The 17,369-nt window shown below is 61.8% G+C and carries 15 protein-coding genes; 12 read left to right on the forward strand and 3 right to left on the reverse strand.

What is annotated here, in order from left to right; translation table 11 throughout:
- From PLL20_10900 to PLL20_10925, 6 genes are all read left to right on the forward strand, one after another.
- A partial coding sequence (locus PLL20_10900; GenBank protein ID HPD30494.1) for a hypothetical protein occupies positions 1-847 on the forward strand: 847 nt, incomplete at its 5' end.
- Positions 848-1,256: 409 nt separating this feature from the next.
- A complete protein-coding gene (locus PLL20_10905) occupies positions 1,257-2,018 on the forward strand; it encodes a substrate-binding domain-containing protein (GenBank protein HPD30495.1) in 762 nt (253 codons plus the stop codon).
- 35 nt (positions 2,019-2,053) lie between these two features.
- On the forward strand, positions 2,054-2,833 hold the full coding sequence (locus PLL20_10910) for an ABC transporter permease subunit (GenBank protein HPD30496.1): 780 nt from the start codon (positions 2,054-2,056) through the stop codon (positions 2,831-2,833).
- Positions 2,830-3,957 (forward strand): ATP-binding cassette domain-containing protein, encoded by a 1,128-nt coding sequence (locus PLL20_10915; GenBank protein ID HPD30497.1) that lies wholly within the window; start codon positions 2,830-2,832, stop codon positions 3,955-3,957. The genes PLL20_10910 and PLL20_10915 overlap by 4 nt, the downstream gene beginning before the upstream one ends.
- 98 nt (positions 3,958-4,055) lie before the next feature.
- The gene (locus PLL20_10920) at positions 4,056-5,078 is read left to right on the forward strand and encodes an extracellular solute-binding protein (protein ID HPD30498.1); all 1,023 of its coding nucleotides are present in this window, start codon (positions 4,056-4,058) and stop codon (positions 5,076-5,078) included.
- A 261-nt stretch (positions 5,079-5,339) separates the two neighbouring features.
- Positions 5,340-6,779: a carboxypeptidase-like regulatory domain-containing protein gene (locus PLL20_10925; GenBank protein ID HPD30499.1), complete on the forward strand. Its 1,440-nt coding sequence runs from the start codon at positions 5,340-5,342 to the stop codon at positions 6,777-6,779.
- Here PLL20_10925 and PLL20_10930 read toward each other — a convergent pair.
- The 3 genes from PLL20_10930 to PLL20_10940 form a co-directional block, all read right to left on the reverse strand.
- Positions 6,766-7,569: a dienelactone hydrolase family protein gene (locus PLL20_10930; protein HPD30500.1), complete on the reverse strand. Its 804-nt coding sequence runs from the start codon at positions 7,567-7,569 to the stop codon at positions 6,766-6,768. The two genes, PLL20_10925 and PLL20_10930, sit on opposite strands and share 14 nt — an antisense overlap.
- 265 nt (positions 7,570-7,834) lie before the next feature.
- A complete protein-coding gene (locus PLL20_10935; GenBank protein ID HPD30501.1) occupies positions 7,835-7,963 on the reverse strand; it encodes a DUF4372 domain-containing protein in 129 nt (42 codons plus the stop codon).
- A 379-nt stretch (positions 7,964-8,342) separates the two neighbouring features.
- Positions 8,343-9,005, reverse strand: coding sequence for a thioredoxin domain-containing protein (locus PLL20_10940; protein ID HPD30502.1), 663 nt, complete (start codon positions 9,003-9,005; stop codon positions 8,343-8,345).
- A 625-nt stretch (positions 9,006-9,630) separates the two neighbouring features.
- Here PLL20_10940 and PLL20_10945 point away from each other — a divergent pair.
- Genes PLL20_10945 through PLL20_10970 form a run of 6 tightly spaced genes read left to right on the forward strand, consistent with a single transcriptional unit; the run spans position 9,631 to position 17,307 of the window.
- Positions 9,631-11,715 carry a hypothetical protein gene (locus tag PLL20_10945; protein HPD30503.1) on the forward strand — a complete coding sequence of 695 codons (2,085 nt, stop codon included), beginning with the start codon at positions 9,631-9,633 and terminating at the stop codon, positions 11,713-11,715.
- Positions 11,712-12,746, forward strand: a complete 1,035-nt coding sequence (locus tag PLL20_10950; protein ID HPD30504.1) for a hypothetical protein — start codon at positions 11,712-11,714, stop codon at positions 12,744-12,746. Before PLL20_10945 ends, PLL20_10950 begins: the two co-directional genes overlap by 4 nt.
- Positions 12,743-14,509, forward strand: coding sequence for a cytochrome c3 family protein (locus PLL20_10955; GenBank protein HPD30505.1), 1,767 nt, complete (start codon positions 12,743-12,745; stop codon positions 14,507-14,509). Before PLL20_10950 ends, PLL20_10955 begins: the two co-directional genes overlap by 4 nt.
- Before the next feature lie 50 nt (positions 14,510-14,559).
- Positions 14,560-15,225 carry a cytochrome c3 family protein gene (locus PLL20_10960; protein ID HPD30506.1) on the forward strand — a complete coding sequence of 222 codons (666 nt, stop codon included), beginning with the start codon at positions 14,560-14,562 and terminating at the stop codon, positions 15,223-15,225.
- Positions 15,201-16,337: a hypothetical protein gene (locus tag PLL20_10965; GenBank protein ID HPD30507.1), complete on the forward strand. Its 1,137-nt coding sequence runs from the start codon at positions 15,201-15,203 to the stop codon at positions 16,335-16,337. The genes PLL20_10960 and PLL20_10965 overlap by 25 nt, the downstream gene beginning before the upstream one ends.
- Positions 16,327-17,307, forward strand: a complete 981-nt coding sequence (locus PLL20_10970) for a hypothetical protein (protein ID HPD30508.1) — start codon at positions 16,327-16,329, stop codon at positions 17,305-17,307. The genes PLL20_10965 and PLL20_10970 overlap by 11 nt, the downstream gene beginning before the upstream one ends.
- The last annotated feature ends 62 nt before the right edge of the window (positions 17,308-17,369 follow it).

Genomic DNA, 17,369 nt, shown 5'->3' on the forward strand with positions numbered 1-17,369 from the left:
TCGCGGGTCGGTGCGCGAGCTGCGAGTGAGCCCCGAGGGTGACTATATCGCCACGGTTGGCACGGATGGGAACTGCCGGGTGTGGAACACCGCCTCGTCCGCCGCCGCACCGTTAATCCTCTCCGTTCCCGGCGGTGGGGACGATCGCGGAGCAGCCGCCTTTCTCGACGACGGTGCTCACATCGCCTGCGGAGGCACGGGCGTCGTGGACATTGTTTCCCTTCGTGACGGCACCCTCGTGCGCCGCATCCCGGACCGTCAACATGACATGCTGTACGAAGGCAGCGATTTCCAGACCCTGGGCAAGACTCTGAAGGAATCGCGGATTCTCAGTCTCGACGCCCGCCCGGGCGGACGCCACTTGCTTGTCGGCACGGATAGCGGCGTGATGGAGATTGACTATTTGCGATGCAGGATCATGTGGCGGCAGAAGGAGCGCGTCGGTCCGATCGCGACGCTGGTTCGGTATCTGCCCGACGGGGAGCAGTTCATCGTGCAGGACGACTCGTGCCGGTTGACGCTTTACGCCGGGCACAAGAGCGTGTGGTCGATACGGCCGGGCGAATCCGGACCAGGCGGCCGCGGGTTGGTCAAGCTGACCGCGGCGGAGTTCACCAACGACTCGGCCTACCTGGCGGCCCTTGGGTCCGACGGGAGTTTCCGAGTGCTGCGGCTGAGCGATCAGAAGGTGGTGCAGGAGCTTGCTCCCGGCAAGCTGGACACCGCGGGGTTGGCCCTCTCGCTTGAGCGAGCCAGCGCATGGGTGGGCAGCCAAGGCAACGTTGAGCGATTCACGCGGTTGGCTCTCCCCCGAGAGATGACCTCCCCAAAGGTGGCGATCGACTAGGGCTCTCGAGGTCTGCTGACGTCATAGTGAGTGAAACCGGAGGAACGAAATCGAAGACCTGGCGCGGCGAGTCGAAGATCCATCCCCCAGCGCGAGGCAGGCGTGGGGGACGAATGAAACCGGAAGTCCCGATCTGGTGTCTGAAACGGCTTTGACGTTTTTCCGGGGCGGTTGGACCCAGGGCAAGTCGAAGGTAAGATCATGTCCGTCATCCCGCAGGTCGTGCGAAATTGAAAGGGCGCGGAGGAACACTCCCATGTCCCGGAGATGCATTCTGTTAAGGCGTTTGGCGTCGTGGCCGGCGGTGATGTTCTTCTTGGTCGTGGGATGCAACGAGAGGCCGGGGTCTGACGGCAAGCATTCGCCGGGGACTTCGTCTCGGCCTGATAGCAGCGGACAGGCGTCCGGCGTGACACTGGAGCTTTTCGTCGGTTCGGCAACCAAGCCGCCTGTCGAAGAGGCGGCACAAGTCTACGAGAACGCGACTGGAACCAGGATGCTGCTGCATTTCGGCGGGTCCGGCAAGATGCTGGCGGAGATGAAACTGGCCCGCAGGGGCGACCTGTACTTTCCGGGGTCATCGGATTTCATGGAGATGGCAAAGCGGGAACGGCTGGTCCTGCCGGAGACGGAACGTCGTGTGGCCTATCTGATACCGGCGATCAACGTTCCGGCCGGGAATCCCAAGGGCATCAAGGGGCTGGAGGATCTGGCAAAGCCGGGCGTGAGAGTGGGTATTGCCCGCCCCGACTCGGTTTGCGTAGGGCTCTATGCGGCAGAGGTGTTGGAGCGGAACGGTTACGCTGCTCGGGTCAAGCCCAACATCGTCACCCATGTTGAGTCGTGCGAGAAGACTGCTCAACTCGTGGCGATCGGTTCAGTGGACGCGATTCTCGGTTGGGAGGTGTTCCACTACTGGCAACCGGACAAGATCGAAACCATCTTGCTCAAGCCGAACGAAGTCCCCCGTATCGGCTACCTTCCCATCGCCGTTTCGGTCTTCAGCAAAGAAAAAGAACAAGCATTGAAGCTTATCGAGTTCCTGGTGAACGGCCAAGGCAGGGAGTCGTTTCGACGATGGCACTACGTCACGACGCTGGAGGAGGCGCGCACGTACGCGCTCCCTGATACTCCCGTCGGCGGCGAATGGAGACTCCCTGAGGAATGGTAGTTGCCGCCCGGCGGCTTCTGGGTGCTCAAAGAGACATGATCAGAAACCGATTTGATGCGATCTTGCTGACGGCCGTGGGTGTGAGCACCACGTTGATGCTGATGCTGATTCTGGTTCAGGGCGCCTACACCGGCGCCAAGGCGCCGCTGCGGGCATTGACCGAGCACGACGTCCAGCACGCCATTTACCTCAGCTTCATAACGTCGGGCCTCGCATCAGTCGCTGCGATCTTGCTGGCCATTCCTACCGGCCTGGCTCTGGCTCGCATCCAGTTTCCGGGACGATGGCTGGTGGAGAGCCTGCTGATCGTGCCTATTGTGATGTCGCCGATCAGTCTTGGCGTGGCGCTGCTGCTTATCTTTCGAACCGAGGCCGGAACGTGGATAGAAGATCACCTGATCCGTTTCGTGTTCGAGGTGCCGGGGATCATTCTGGCCGAGTTCTTCCTGGCGTACGCCATCTCGGTTCTCGTGGTCCGCTCGACGTTTTCGGCGGTCGACGCCCGGCTGGAGCAGGTGGCGCGCTTTCTGGGCTGCACGCCCTGGCAGGCTTTTCGACACGTCTCACTGCCGCTGGCTCGAAACGGCATCATTGCGGCGTTTGTGCTGGGCTGGGTTCGCGCTATGGGCGACTTCGGGGCATCCTCAACCATTGCCGGCGCGGTGAAGGGCAAGACAGAAACGATGCCGGTCAGCATCTACCTGAATCTGGCGTCCGTCAGCCTGGATCGCGCCATTGCGCTCAGCCTGGTCCTGACGTTCGTCACGGTGGTCGTGGTGATCATGGTGGGCCTGCTTATGCGGAGAAGCTCATGATCCAGGTCTGCGACGTCATTGCCCGATACGGGTACTTCTCGCTGAAGAAGGTGAGCCTGTTGATCAGTGCGGGCGAATGCTTCGCGCTGATCGGACCATCCGGTGCGGGCAAGACCCTCCTGCTTGAAACGATCATGGGCGTCAAGCCGCCCGCTCACGGCCGCATTCTTGTCGAAGACGCGGATATCACGACCGCGCCTCCCGAACAGCGTCGTTTCTCCTACGTTCCACAGGATCTTGCGCTGTTTCCCCACCTGTCCGTACCCGAGAACATCGGCTTCGGGTTGCGCATCAGGAACACGCCCTCTACGGAGATCGACCGCCGGATACGCTCGGTTGCGAGCATGCTCCGTATCGAATCGCTGTTGAGCCGGCGGGATGTCCGGAGCCTCAGCGGCGGCGAAAAGCAGAGGGTTGCGCTGGCGCGAGCACTTGCCGTGGAGCCTCGCGTGCTGTTCCTGGACGAGCCGTTCGGGGCATTGGACACCTCGACGCGGCGGCAACTCCATGTGGAGATGCGCGACGTTCAGCGTCGGCTGCGATTGACGACCGTTCTGGTGACGCACGACCTCGATGAAGCATTTGCCTTGGCAGACCGGATCGGCATCATGATTGACGGCGGGATCGAGCAGGTTGGACAACCCCGGTTTGTCTACGAGAACCCGGCAAACCTGCCCGTGGCCAGGTTTCTGCTCGTCGAAAACATTCTCCGCGGGCAATGCGTTGGAGCAGGGCCGGCGGAGGGTGAACGGCTCTTTCGAGTCGGGGATCTTATGATTGCGGCTGCCCATGGCGAGCCGATCACGCCCGATCGAGCCTGCTGGTTGGGGATCCGGGCACAAGACGTCGAAATCACACCTGAGGTTGCCGACGGCCCCGGTTCGTGCACAGAGGAGGGAAGCCCCGCGGTCATCGAGGCGGTCCGACGGCATGCCTGTACGTGCACGGTGCTCATGCGATCGCTTTCAGACCAAGTGCGGCTCGAAGGGCAGTTGTCGAGCCGGCGAGAAGCAACGATGAGGCTGGAACCCGGGCAACGCGTGCGAATCCGGATTCCATCCCGACGCGTATTGATATTCCCCGGCGAGGATGCGGCGCCGGTTGCCGCCGGCTCGTCGGGGTAGCATACACGAAGTCGGTCGTGGGCCGCCGCCAATCCGGCGGTCGGCCGTCCGTACGGTCGTCGAACAAGGCGGGTTTCTTGAGGTTGCAGGAAATGTCAGTGGGCCAGGCTCGAGGTCGAACGCTGAAACTGCTGGGTCTGATCGCCGTCATTATCGCCATGGTACTTCTTCTTCGACTGAAGGGCGAGCAGAAGAAGACGCTGCGGGTGTTCGCCGCGGATGCCCTGGCACACAGCTTCACCCGCATCAAGAGCGAGTTCGAGAAGGAGCACCCCGACGTTAACATTGAGCTTGAGTTTCAAGGCAGTGTGGTGCTCCTGCGACTGGTTCCGCTGCGCAAGTGCGATGTGGCGGCGGTGGCCGACGCCCGCCTGGTCGAAAGAATGCTCAATCCGCATACGGCCACATGGGTCGTCAAGTTCGGCACCACCGAGATGGTCATCGGGCACACCGACGCCGGCAAGTATGCTTCAGAGATCACACCGGACAACTGGTACGAGATCCTGCTGCGAAAGGACGTTCACTACTCGCACGCCGACCCCACTCAGGACCCTTGCGGGTACTTCGCGATGCTTTGCTGGAAGCTCGCGGAGAAGCACTACGCAACGAAAACCGGTCATCGCCGACTTTACGAGGAACTGAAGGCCGGTTGTGATCCGAGGCACGTCAAGGAGGACGCCCTGACCTTGCTGTCGTTGCTGGAAACGAGCGCGGCCTATGATTATGCGTTTCTGTACCGCTGTCACGTGGTTGATCACCATCTGCCTTTCGTAAGTCTGCCGCCGGCCATAAACCTCGGTGACCCTGGTCTTGAGAGTCAATATGCGAAGGCCCAGACCGAAGTGCCGAGTTACCGCGGAGGTGTTGAAACCATATCGGGTTCCTGCGTTTCGTTTGGCATCACCATCACGGAGGGCTGCCGGAATCGAACGATTGCCCAGGAGTTCGTCCGGTTCGTGCTTTCGGAGAAAGCCAGGGCCATCCTGAGAGACTCTGCGATCGTGCCCCTGGACCCGCCCGTTGTGCCCTCATGGGGACGAATTCCCGCGTTCCTTGAGGGGACGGCGGTGGCGGAGAATGGGCCTGTCACCACCTCTCAGGCAGCCATGCTCCGGCGTTGAAGAGGGCGCCAAGGCGTCGGTGGGGACAAGCTGTCAGGGCCAGAGTTGATATTGGTCCGTGGTTGTGCCATTCTGTGTTGACAGGCCGGTCGCGGAGCGGGATTCTTGACGTCAACCGTTGGATGGATCATGGGCATTGAAGTCGGTGCGCGGCGTGTCCCTGGGAACTCAAGCGCGCAGGACCTGAATGGCCGCCCGCTTGGGTCTGAAGATCGGCCTGCGACCTTGCCGTCCGCCGTTATGCAGAGGTGAGGAACGGTCATGGCAGCTTACTGCTTTCGTCGCGTGGTTTTGTCTTGTACGTTCTTTGTTTCAGGCGTCTCGTGGGCCTGGGCAGGCAGTATCGCCGGATACGCCCATGATTTCGACGACGCCAGCCTGTATGAGATGGAAATCACCCAGTGCCGCTCGGGAGAGAGCACCAACCTGGCCTGGGCGCGGATCAGCAACAACGGCTATTACGAGATCAAGGACCTGGCGGCCGGCGAGTACTCGCTGGTCCTGGGCGACTTGTACTATTTCCGGCCGAAGCTGTTTAGTTTTGTTCCGGTTCGCGAAGATATCGTCACGCCGGGAACGTTTCAGGTTGATGCCGCATATTTCGTCCGTGTGCGGGCGACGGAGAAGAGCCCGGCCTGCCGCGAAATCCGGCAGACGTTTGTGGCGACCGGCGACGTGGTGAAGGTCACCGTCTGGACCTTCGACAACGCGGCCTTGTACTGCTCAATCCATGATGCAATCACGCACGAGCGGATCGGGCCGGCCCGTGACCAGGCCGTCGATGCCGCGGATTCCTTCACCTGGCGACACGGCGAGGTTCCGGCTTTGCCGGGGCAGTCGTACTATGTCAAGCTGTGGCGGCCGGATAACGGCGAGTTCAGCCTGTCGGTCTGCGAGAAGAAAGGCGGCCGGTCCTACGGTCCCGGGCATGCGTTTTACGACGGCCGTCCGGAGCCGCAAGCGGACATCCGCTGTGTCATCGAATGCGACGACGACGGGTTGTGGACGATGGCTCAATGGCAAAGAACCGACGGCAAAGGCCACGGCAGCACTCACATCGGGCAGACTTTCAAGGCGATCGGGTCCTTCGTCAACGTGGTGACACTGTTCGGCACCGCGATCGAGGGCCAATACGTGAGGACACGATTCAGCATTCACGAGGACGGCCCAGAGGGCAGGCAGGTTGGCCCGACCAAAACATGCCATCCCTGGAATTATCGCCCGATGGGACAGGTCTACTCGGTAAGCTGGCAGCCGGGCGAAGTACCGGTCACCTCCGGCCGAACATACTATTTGAAAGCCCTTGCCGACGAGCCCGGACTCTTTGCGTTTACGAACAAACACGACGGCTATCCGCTGGGCCGTTGCTACTTCGGCGGCACTGCGGGGCCGGAGAATGAGGATCTCTGCTTCACCGTTTTGGGTGAGGCTGAGTTGCACAGTTCGCTGAGCACACTCAAGGGCACGGTCAAGACCCTGACAAACAAGGCGATCCCGGGCGCGACGGTCACATTGAATCCCTGGGGTTACTCGGTGAAGAGCCGCCCGAACGGCGAATACACCTTGTCGAGAGTGACCGCGGGCCGATATGCGGTCTGCTGCTCGGCCGACGGTTATCGGCCGAGGACCTTTGTCGTGACCCTCAGACCGGCAGCGACTCACGAGATGGACTTCACACTGACATCTCTTACCGGCCCTTGAGATAAAGGTCGAAGAACTCGGTCATCCGCTCCCAGGTGATGTCGAGTTGAAGCCGATGGTCCATGGTGCCGGAATCGCAGAACAGCGGTACCGCGGGATCAATAAAGCCGCAGTGATAGCCGCCGATGAGAACAAGGAGTTGCCGGGGTGGATTGGAATTGTCGTACATTGGCTGAGTGTGAACCTCGAGCGGCGTGAAGCTATCCTGCGAGCCGACGATGTAGCAGATCGGAACGTGGATGCTCGCTGCGGCGGCGATGGCCGAGTCGGGCCAGGTTTCCGCCGGCGAGAGGGCCACGACCGCCTTGATGCGATCGTCGGCGGCGGCCGCCAGGAGACTCGCTCCCCCTCCCATCGAATGACCGGCGACGCCGAAGCGCTCCGTATCGATCAGCCCGCAGAGCCACGAGTCCTGATCGACGTTCTGCTGTTCAAGGTAGGTAAGGCACTGTCGCATGTCGGCAGCGAACTTCGGGTGGCTGGGAAACAACCGGGTTTGCGAGGCGGAGGCTATGACCACGTATCCTTGCGCGGCCAGATGGTCCAGGGTCGAGTCATACCACCGCGGGCGAACCAGCCAGCCATGGCCAAACGTCACGGCCGGATATGGGCCGCCGGTCGGGTCAACGGGGGCATCTCTGCCGGTGGCGAGCGCCGGATAGTAGAGCAGGGCACTGAAGTGAGTGCCGTTGGCCCGCTGCACGCGCACGATGGTCCAACCGGCCGCAAAGGTCGCGGGAGTTGAGGGCGAATCGACCCACAGCGGCGCGCAGCCAGGCAGACTGAGCACCGTGCTGCAAGCGATGCCGGCAGACGCAAGACTCCTCGCCAATCTGCAGGAGAAGCCGCTGACCATGGGGATTGATTATACAACATCACGACTGTCCGGTCATACCTCGAACAACACCCATTATTCATGGACCGCACCTGTTTTTTGCATCGTGGACTCTGAGAACACTCGACAAACAGGGGTCTTTCGAGAATCGTGGCGCTCCGTGTTTGCGGCACTTCGTCCGGATCCCGGCGGAGCGGATAACGATGCTTGAGCTTGGCCGTCAGCACGTGACCGTCTCGGGCAGACCGGCACGGCCGGTAACCTGGGCGAAGATCATGCAGAGCAGTCGATTCATGCGCGAGAAGCTGCGCACGCGATGCTGCTTCTCGTACCGATGGACGGCGTTCACGAAGGCCCCGTCGCGGCAACAACTCGACCTGCCGGGCGAAAACGGTTTGACCCTGGTTCACAGGCGGCTTCTGGGGACGAAGTGTCCCCAAGGATGCCCGAAAGGGGGGCACAACCGGAAGGCCGAATTGAAATCGTGTACCCCCTCCTGCGGCGAGGGAATCCTTGAGAATCAGGCATTTGATACACAATCGGGCCGTCTCAGCCGGACAGTAATAACGTCGAGCACAGAATCGAGGACGATGTGCGTCTTGCCGTGAGCGGCGGACTTCACCATTGGCGAGGTGCCGGCTACGGCGGTGAAAGCGATTGATGAAGAACCCGGAAGCGGTCAGGTCGACACAAAGCCAAACGCCGCGGCATGACCAGGCTGAACCGGATCAATCGGCCCCGGCTGCGGCGAGGGCGGCGTCCAGGATCGTCCGGAACTCCTCGACGGTGCGGAATCCGGCAAAGGGCCGGCCATCGACGAAGAAGTATGGCGTGCAGCACACCCCCAGTGCCTCGGCGGCAGCCCGTTCGGCGTCAATCTCGGCCGCCTTGACCTGGCCGTCCAGGCACGCGTCGAACGCTTGGGTATCCAGAGCCAGTTCCACCGCGTAGGACTTCAGGGCCGCCACGCTCAGGTCTGCCTGGTTGGCATACACCAGCTCGCGGTATTCCCAGAAAGCTCCCTGATCGGCCGCACATTCACTGGCCTGGGCCGCCACACCGACAGGAGCGTAGGCGCTGCGGAAGGGCCGGTGTCGCGCGATCCATCGGACTTTGCCAGTGTCAACGTACTCCTGTCTGAGGGTCGGCCAGGTTTCCCGCGCAAACTGCCCGCAGTGTGAACACTCGAAGTTGGCGTACTCGAACACGGTCACCGCCGGCCGGCCGACCGCCAACACGTGGTCATCATCAGCCAACTCGGGAACGCATGCCTGCGGCTGGATGGGGACACATCGTTGACCCAGCGCAAGAGCAGAAACCGCCAAGCCGAACAGCAGCGACCGCGCACGGCGCCTACTGTCCCGCACACTTTCAGCATTGAAGTCCATCATCTTGTACGCTATCCCGCAGTGCTTATTCTTGGCTTTTCGACCGGATCACCGCGCCGGCTTTCTTTGCGAGAATCGGTCAGTCTACCGTTCAACGTGTTTGCAGCCAAGCAGTTCTCGCCAGATCCCTCTTCGTGCAAACGGCCCTGCTCCGGCGATCACCCAAAACGTGCCGGCAGCGCGTTATGCAGGACAACGCGACGGAATCCACCGAGCTGGTGCAGTGGGCTTCGGTTCATTGGTTCTCTGGAACATCCATAGCCGTCGTTCAGCATCCGAACGGATCTTGGGGCGGCTGGGGGTCGGCCGGGGCAAAGCGGTCATGGCCGTTGACATGGTTCGCCGGCGCTGTCATGATCGCAACCGCAGTGCTCTTGCCCTGGGCGTGTCACAGGCATGATCGTCGCCCAAGACAGTCATGACGGACCTTGGCGGGTGCGGCTACGGCGAGACGGGGGCGGGACGTTCTTGTGCGGGAGGGCATGAGTGCTCCGTCCCTGAGGCGGATTACCTTTTTGCGGGTCGCAAACAAAGCGCACTGCGATTCAGAAAGATGCGCGCAATCCGCGCAGATTTCTGGCCATAAGGCTCTGATGAGCGTCTCTTCTGATCAACCGGCAACGGCGACATGCGAGTGGAACCCGGTATTAAGGCGATCGCGACGTTGCTGCAGATCGTCCACCCGCTTTTCGCCTTGGTTGCCCTGGGTCAGGCGCCGCCGACGACCGCCCCTGCCGCGGGCGAGACCCCTGTATCCGGCGAGCGGCGATTATTCGGCATCAACCTGACGGACCTGTACGTTGGAATCGAGGGCGAGTACGCGCAGCGGCGCGTCCGTTATGGCGGTGAGACGAGCGACTACCTGCATGAGAACCGTGATTTTCGGCTCTACGAACTCGTCGGGGCCGGATTGGCGGGGCATATCTACGACGCCAACCTTATCGAGTACCGGGCAACGTTGGAATTCGGGCTATCGCAGACCCGCTTCACCGAGCAGGCGGACGGCGTGAGCCGCGAGGAGAATCAAAGCGACGGATTCCTGCACGAATACGACGTCTCGCTCGACGTCCTCAAGGCCAAGCCTGTTTCCTTCAGCGTTTACGCCAGGCGATCGGATCATCGGCTGCCGCGTCGTTTTCTGCCTTCGCTGCACGAGATCGATACCAGCGCGGGTATATCCTCCCTGATTATCGCGGGGCCGACCACGACGGAGCTCGGCCTCGAATGGAGCGACGTGAGACGTCGGGGAAACCGGGACCGTCTGGATGACGAGGAGCTTGAAGTGAGCCGCTTCTACCTCGACCATACCTGGGCCATCTCCCAGGACCAGAAGCTGCGGGTTCAATATGATCACGATCGCGAGGAGAGCAATTACCAAGGCGACAGCTACAACTACGACAGCCGCCGCGACGAACTTCGTCTCAGCCACGAGCTGGCGTTCGGGTCGGCCGGGCAGCACCGACTGGACACGTTGCTGCGTTACGGCCAAGAAGACGGCGATTGGGCCCGCGACGAGATCGAGTTCCTGCCTCGCTTGTCCCTGGCGCATACCGACAAGCTGAAGACGGTGTACCGGTACAACCTCTACCGCTTTCAGCAGGACGCGATTGATATCACACAACACAAATTCGACGTGGAAGCCCTGTATCGACCGCGCGAGGACCTGCGGATCACTGTGGACACGTTCGGCCTGTACGAAGCGGCGGACGACGACGTCGACTCTGTGGAGTACGGCGGCGGGTTTGACGTCAGCTACGTCCGCCCGACCTCGTCCGGCGAGCTGACCATCAACCTCGCTTCCGCGTTTGAGCGAACCGAGGTCCACGGGGACGCCGGTCGACGCTACGTCCTCTCGGAAGGGCACGTTCTTGGGGGTTCCAGGCCCGTTTACCTCAACCAGCGGGGGATCGTGCCCGGATCGATCCTGGCGCACAACGAACGCCGGACGAGATACTATGTTGCGGGTAGCGATTATCTGGTTACCGATCTCGGACAGCTCGTGCGAGTCGAGCGAATTCCCACGGGCCGCATCGAGGACAACGAGGTGGTGTACTTCGACTACCAGTACATCATCCCCGCAGAGGCAAGTATGAACGAGTTTCGCAACTCCTTCCTGGTTGAACACGCCTTCAAGTTCGGCCTCACGCCCTATTACACACTGGAGAGCCGCTGCGAAGACGTGAACACGAGCGAGGCAACCGCCTGGCGACGACACGACAGCCACCGGCATCGTCTCGGGTCGCGATTCGACCGCGATCGCTGGTCAGCCGGTGCAGAGTATGAACTGTATGACGACAGCACCGAGCCATATGATGCCTGCCATTTCACCGGCCGGGCATCGCTTATCCGCACGGCCGACCACTCGCTCGACGTGACAGGGGAGCTGTCGCGATACTGGTTCGAGGGAGGTTGGGATCGCCGCCGCGTCTGGTGGCTGGATATTGATGTCAAGGACCGCTTTCGCATCAATCAGATGCTTGCGTTGAAGAACGGATTGGGCTACCGATGGGAGGATGACACGGTCGATGGCACGACCCACGGCATCGACCTGGAATGCGGGTTTCAGTATGTCCGAGGAGCGCTGACCGTGGACCTGACAGTGGAGTACGATTTGCTGTCGATTGCTGGGAACCGGGACGGCGGTTTCGGGGTATACCTCAACGTCCGGCGCAATCTCACTCATCTGCTGCCTCGCCGGGGGGATTTGCCATGATCAAGGCGCACGGATACACCGCAAGACCAGGAGCGGCGATCATCCTGTTTGCAGTCTCCGGCTGCTCTCAGGTTGCGGTATCGCCGTTGACGCCGCCCAGTCCACCGGTGGTCTGGCCCAAGCCGCCGGACGTCGCCCGCGTTCAGTATCTTGGCTGCCTTGCGGGCAGCCAGAGCGTCCGGGCAAAGAAGAGCCTGAGCGAGAGGTGGGACGAATTGCTGCACGGCCCGAAGTCACCGGAGGTTTTTGTGACGCCGCACGCGGTCGCCGTGCATCCTGACTGCCGGCGCGTAGCGGTCGCCGACACCAACGGGGCTTGTGTTCACCTGCTTGACCTCGAGGCGGGCAAATATGAAAGACTGACGACGATCGGGCGGTCCGACAGGTTGCAGTGTCCCGTTGGCGTGGCGTGGGTGGGCGCGTCCATCTGGACGGCCGACGCGAAGGCTGGAGCGATCGCGGTTCTGGGGTGCCCAACCTCGCGCTGGATCCGGAATGAGTCGCTGGAGCGGCCCGCCGGCATCGCGTTCTGTCCAGAGAACGGTCTTTGCTACGTCTCAGATTCCGCAGGTCACGCACTACTGGCCTTTGACGAACGAGGAGTCTGCGTGCTGCGTTTTGGAACCCACGGCAACGGCCCCGGCCAGTTCAACGGGCCCTCACACCTTGCCTGCGGCCCGGGCCCCGCACTGGTTGTCGCCGACTCGCTGAATTCCCGACTTCAGTATCTCGGACCGGACGGGGCGTTCATCGCCCAAATCGGCAAGAAAGGCGACGCCGCGGGTGATCTTTCGTTGCCCAAGGGCGTTGCATTCGACCCGCGAGGGAATATCTGGGTCGTGGACGCCCATTTCGAGAATGTGCAAGCGTTCACGCCCGACGGACGGCTGCTGATGTCTCTCGGGCACGAAGGGCAGGGAATAGGCGAGTTCAGTCTTCCGGCAGGTTTGACAATTGACGCCCGAGGACGAATCTGGGTCGCGGACACGTATAACCGCCGTGTGCAAGTGTTCGAGTTGCTGCCATCATGAGAATCGGGCGATGGACATTACTGGCTCTCTGGGCGATCGGCGGCGGCGACCTTCTGTCTGCGGGCGAGCAACCCAGGAGCAGCGCCGCCGGCCGTCAGACCGTTGTAGGGTCTCCGCATGACCTCAGTGTCGGCGGTCCGGGCAGGATTCACGCAATGGAAGAAGAGCAGGTCTGTATCTTCTGCCATACCCCGCACAACGCCACCGGGCAGCGTCCGCTGTGGAATCGCCACATGCCTCCCACGCATTACCGGATCTATGAGAGTTCAACCACAGACGCCCGCATCGACCAGCCCAGCGGTCCGTCGAAGATGTGCCTGAGTTGCCATGATGGCTCGCTGGCGATCGGCCTGCTCGCCGGCCGGCCGGATGACATCGTGGTGATGAGCCGGCGCACCATGGCTCTTGGCCGCGGCAACCTGTCGCTGGATCTGTCGGATGACCACCCGATCGGTTTTCGTTACGACCGCGCTCTGGCGGGCCGCGACCACCAGCTTCATGATCCCGGCGTGATCTCGCGGGAACTCCCGCTTGGCAAGCACGGCGAGATGCACTGCACCACCTGCCATGATCCTCACAACAACCATCTGGGCAACTTCCTGCGGATCACCAAAGTCCGATCGGCCATTTGCCTGTCGTGCCACGACAGGGACGGCTGGGGCGTGGCCAGTCACGCCACCAGCCGGGCCGTCATCCGCGGCCGGGCCGTCGACATGAGAGAGCGTCTGCCCTTTGCATCCGTGGCGGAAAACGCCTGCGGCAATTGTCACAAGATTCATTCGGCCGGAGGTCGCGAGCGATTGCTCCGTTTCGCGAACCTGGAAGACAACTGTCTCAATTGCCATAATGGCAGTGTCGCGAGCACCAACATTGAAAGTGAAATCTGCAAGCCGAGCGCTCACAATGCGCCCCTGCTCTTCGACTGCCATGATCCGGTCGAGGATCCGCTGACCATGAGCCGGCACGTCACTTGCGCAGACTGTCATAATCCGCATGCGGCCGCCTATGATTTCATCAGCCGGCCGGGTGCCACGGCACCGGAGCCGATCAACAACAGAATGCGATACGTCTCGGGAGTGAACATCCTGGGCAGGCCGGTGAACGAAGCGATGAGGGAATACGAGGTCTGCTTCAAGTGTCACGCCGACAACCCATCACGGCCGCAGAATGCGGTGATCACTCGCGACATCCATCAGACCAACACCCGGCTGGAGTTTCAGCCGACGAACCCGTCGTTCCATCCGGTCGCGGCGCCAAGGAACAATCACGACGTCGTCAGCCTGACAAGCCCCTGGCGCGTCGGATCGCTGACCAAATGCACCGACTGCCACAACTCCGACGCGGGATCAGCCCTTTCGTTGAACAGACGGGCGGGGCCCCATGGGTCGATCTACAGGCCGCTACTGATTGCGAACTACTCAACACGGGATTACACGGTCGAAAGTGTCATCGCCTATGCGCTGTGCTATCGATGTCATGAGCGGACCAGCGTTTTGAACAACGAGAGTTTTCCGCTGCACAGCCGTCACGTCGTCAACGGCCGGTCGCCCTGCTCCGCCTGCCACGACGCCCATGGCATTAGCCGGACGCAGGGCAGCAGCAGGAATCACAGCAGCCTGATCAATTTTGATCGCTCCATTGTGCAGCCCGCTTCCGGTGGGCTGGGAGCGAGAATCGAATACGAGGATCGCGGGACTTACCGCGGCAGTTGCACGCTAACCTGCCACGGCGTCGTTCACGTACGGTTTGAATACGCGAGGTAAACATGCCCGGCGGCGTTGCCGCCGAGGCCTTTATAGATGAGAGATCAGACATGAGGCTCTTGTTCACGGTTTTGCTGCTATTCTTGGGAATATCGTCGGGCGGAGCCGTCGATCGGCCTGCTTCACCCGAATCGCGTCCGGACGATGCGGGCGGTCGTGTTGCCGACCTTCGCCGAAGCCTGGTGGGGAGTAAGCACGACTTCACCGACGTCCTGGGCGGCGCCGGTACGGCCTGCAGCGCCTGTCACGTCCCCCACATGATGGCCGTGCGTCCCGCGTCTCAACCTGGGGGCGGGGTGTTGACCACACAGCCGGCGACTGTGGAGGTCTATCGCATCGCCGGGCAGCGTCGCGTCTTTGCGGTGGACCGTTATACGCCGGGGCCGACAAGCCTGGTGTGCCTTGGCTGCCATGACGGCACCGTCGCGACCTCGACCATGGGGTCCGGCCATGCCTTGCTGGCGGGCGTCCGGGAGGGGTTTGCAGTCCCGGACGAATTCGTCTGGCGGGACCACCCCGTCGGAGTCCCTTATCCGAGCAATCGTCGTGAGTATCGAGCCGAATCGATGGTCACGGCCGAGGGCAAGATTCCGCTTCCGGACGGCCGGGTCGAGTGTATTTCGTGCCACGATCCTCACAACCGATCGGGCGTGGACAAGATGTTGGTGATGTCAAACCGCAGGAGCGCACTGTGCCTGTCCTGCCACATCAAGTGACTCGAAGTCTCCCGCGGGCCGTGATCGGCCTTGCGATTTCGGCCATCCTGCCGACCGCAGGCTGCGTTTCGCTTCACCGCGCCGACAAGCACACGTTCGAACCTCTCCATTTCCCCTCCGCGGATGCGTGGCCTCGCCTTGTCCTGTACGGCAACCTGAGCCATCTGCTCCCGACCTTCGATCGAACGCCGCCTCTGGAACTGTGGCTGTACGGCCCGAGCAGCTTCGGCAAGACCGCGATGCGCAACCCTCAAGGCATGGCCCTTCTTGGCACTCGACTACTCGTCTGTGACCAGGGACGATCGGATATCATCGCAGTAGACCTGGCGGACGGGAGCAGCCTCATCTGGGGCGACCCCGATCATCGTCCCAGATGCCCGGTAGACATTGCAGTCGGAGCGCCTGACAGCGTGTACGTCGCGGATGCGAATCTCCGATCAGTGCTTCACTACGGTGTAGATCAGCGATTCCGCGGCGAGATCAAACCTGCCGAGGCGTCAGACGAGCGATTTCGTCCGGCCGCGCTGTGCGTGGGCGACAACATACTTTACGTGGGCAACACCAGCGGTCATCAGATCGACCGATGGGATCTGACCACCCGCCAATGGCTTGATAGTCTGGTGCCCCCGAAGTCGCAGCCCAATCTGGTCGCTCCGACCGGTCTGGCATTCACCAGGAATGGTGTTCTGCTAACCGTCGATGCGATTGGCGCCCGCGTATTCCGCTATCGCAATGATGGCCGCTGGCTTGATCCGATTGGGCGTCCGGGCCGAGGACAAGGCGAGTTGATTCGGCCGAAGCAGGTGTGCGTGACCGCCGGCGGGTTAATGCTGGTTACCGACGCCGGCCGCCAATCCGTCGTGGTTTTTGACGGAGATGGCCGCTTCGTCACTGAGATACGGGAACAATCGGAAGCATGGCGCGGGCTGACCTTGCCGTTCGGTATTCTCGCTCTGTCGCCGGAGCGGATGCCGGCTCCTCCCCAAGCCGCCGTGCGAGAGACCGCCGACCCGACCGCATACATCGTCGTGTCCGACTCGCTTGGGCGAGATTCGCTGCTGCTGCTCGGCGTCTTTGAGTCTCCCGTGCAGGAGTCGCAGCGTGCGCGGTGAACTCTGCAACATTGTGCTCAGCGGCGTGCTTGCGGTTACGGTTGCAGGGGTGATCACGGTCTCCTCCGCCGAGCCGACGTCGACGGCTCCTGCATCCAGCCAACCTGCCGGCCGAGCAGAGAATCCGCATTGGTCGACCGACGGCTGCCGACACTGCCACCAGATCCGGAAAGACCGCACGTTCTCGATTGAGCAGAGTAGAATCAATGACGTTTGCCGGCAATGCCATGATGGGACGCAGGCCGCACGCGAGGTGCATCCAGTGGGTCGGCTGTTCGCCGGCGATCAGGTCAGGCGTCCCGACAACTGGCCCGCACCCGGGGGCGCCCTGAGCTGTGTCACCTGTCACGACATCCGCAGAGCGTGCGATTATCCTCAGCCGCGTCCGGCGCTGAACGGCTCATTTTTGCGTCCTGTTTCCGCGCAAGGACCGATGGCCTTCTGTGCGGAATGCCACATCGCCGCCTTTCAAGCGGGTGGGGGTCGGCTCAACGTTCACGTCATGCTCGACGGTGCAGGACAACGGAATGATGATGCCTGCCGGTTTTGTCATCTGCCCTCATTCGACCTCGACGCTCCTCCCACACGGACGGGCAAGCCCCTGCTTCGGGCCGACGGCATATCGTTGTGCGTTTCCTGCCATCCGAATCACCTGGACTACTTCGAGCCCGGTCACATCGGCCATGAGGTTGCCGAACCGATGCGGACTCTGATGCCGGCTCTCGAACCCATTCTGTGGGCGGGACGTCCACTGTTTCCGCAGGGTCAGCCTGACGGGAGGGCATTGACCCGATTACCTCTGGAGAACGAACAGCGCATCGTGTGCGCCACCTGTCATAACCCTCATCAGGAAGGCACCTTTCCTGAATGGAGCGTCCTTGCCGACGGTGCGATCCCGCTTGTTCGCGAGGAACCGCAAGTACGGTTGCGCGGCATAGAAAAGGATCTGTGTTATGCCTGTCATGAATAACGGCTATCAATCGGGCATGTTGCGAATAGCCCCACTGATCGGGGTGGTATCGGAGCCGTTTC

This window comes from Phycisphaerae bacterium, assembly GCA_035384605.1.
GTDB lineage: Bacteria > Planctomycetota > Phycisphaerae > UBA1845 > PWPN01 > JAUCQB01.

Bases quoted from the DNA above. Each gene is read 5' to 3' on its own strand.
- PLL20_10910 (HPD30496.1), top strand. From the start codon at position 2,054: ATGATCAGAAACCGATTTGATGCGATCTTGCTGACGGCCGTGGGTGTG.
- PLL20_10915 (HPD30497.1), top strand. From the start codon at position 2,830: ATGATCCAGGTCTGCGACGTCATTGCCCGATACGGGTACTTCTCGCTG.
- PLL20_10925 (HPD30499.1), top strand. From the start codon at position 5,340: ATGGCAGCTTACTGCTTTCGTCGCGTGGTTTTGTCTTGTACGTTCTTT.
- PLL20_10940 (HPD30502.1), bottom strand. From the start codon at position 9,005: ATGATGGACTTCAATGCTGAAAGTGTGCGGGACAGTAGGCGCCGTGCG.
- PLL20_10945 (HPD30503.1), top strand. From the start codon at position 9,631: ATGCGAGTGGAACCCGGTATTAAGGCGATCGCGACGTTGCTGCAGATC.
- PLL20_10950 (HPD30504.1), top strand. From the start codon at position 11,712: ATGATCAAGGCGCACGGATACACCGCAAGACCAGGAGCGGCGATCATC.
- PLL20_10955 (HPD30505.1), top strand. From the start codon at position 12,743: ATGAGAATCGGGCGATGGACATTACTGGCTCTCTGGGCGATCGGCGGC.
- PLL20_10960 (HPD30506.1), top strand. From the start codon at position 14,560: ATGAGGCTCTTGTTCACGGTTTTGCTGCTATTCTTGGGAATATCGTCG.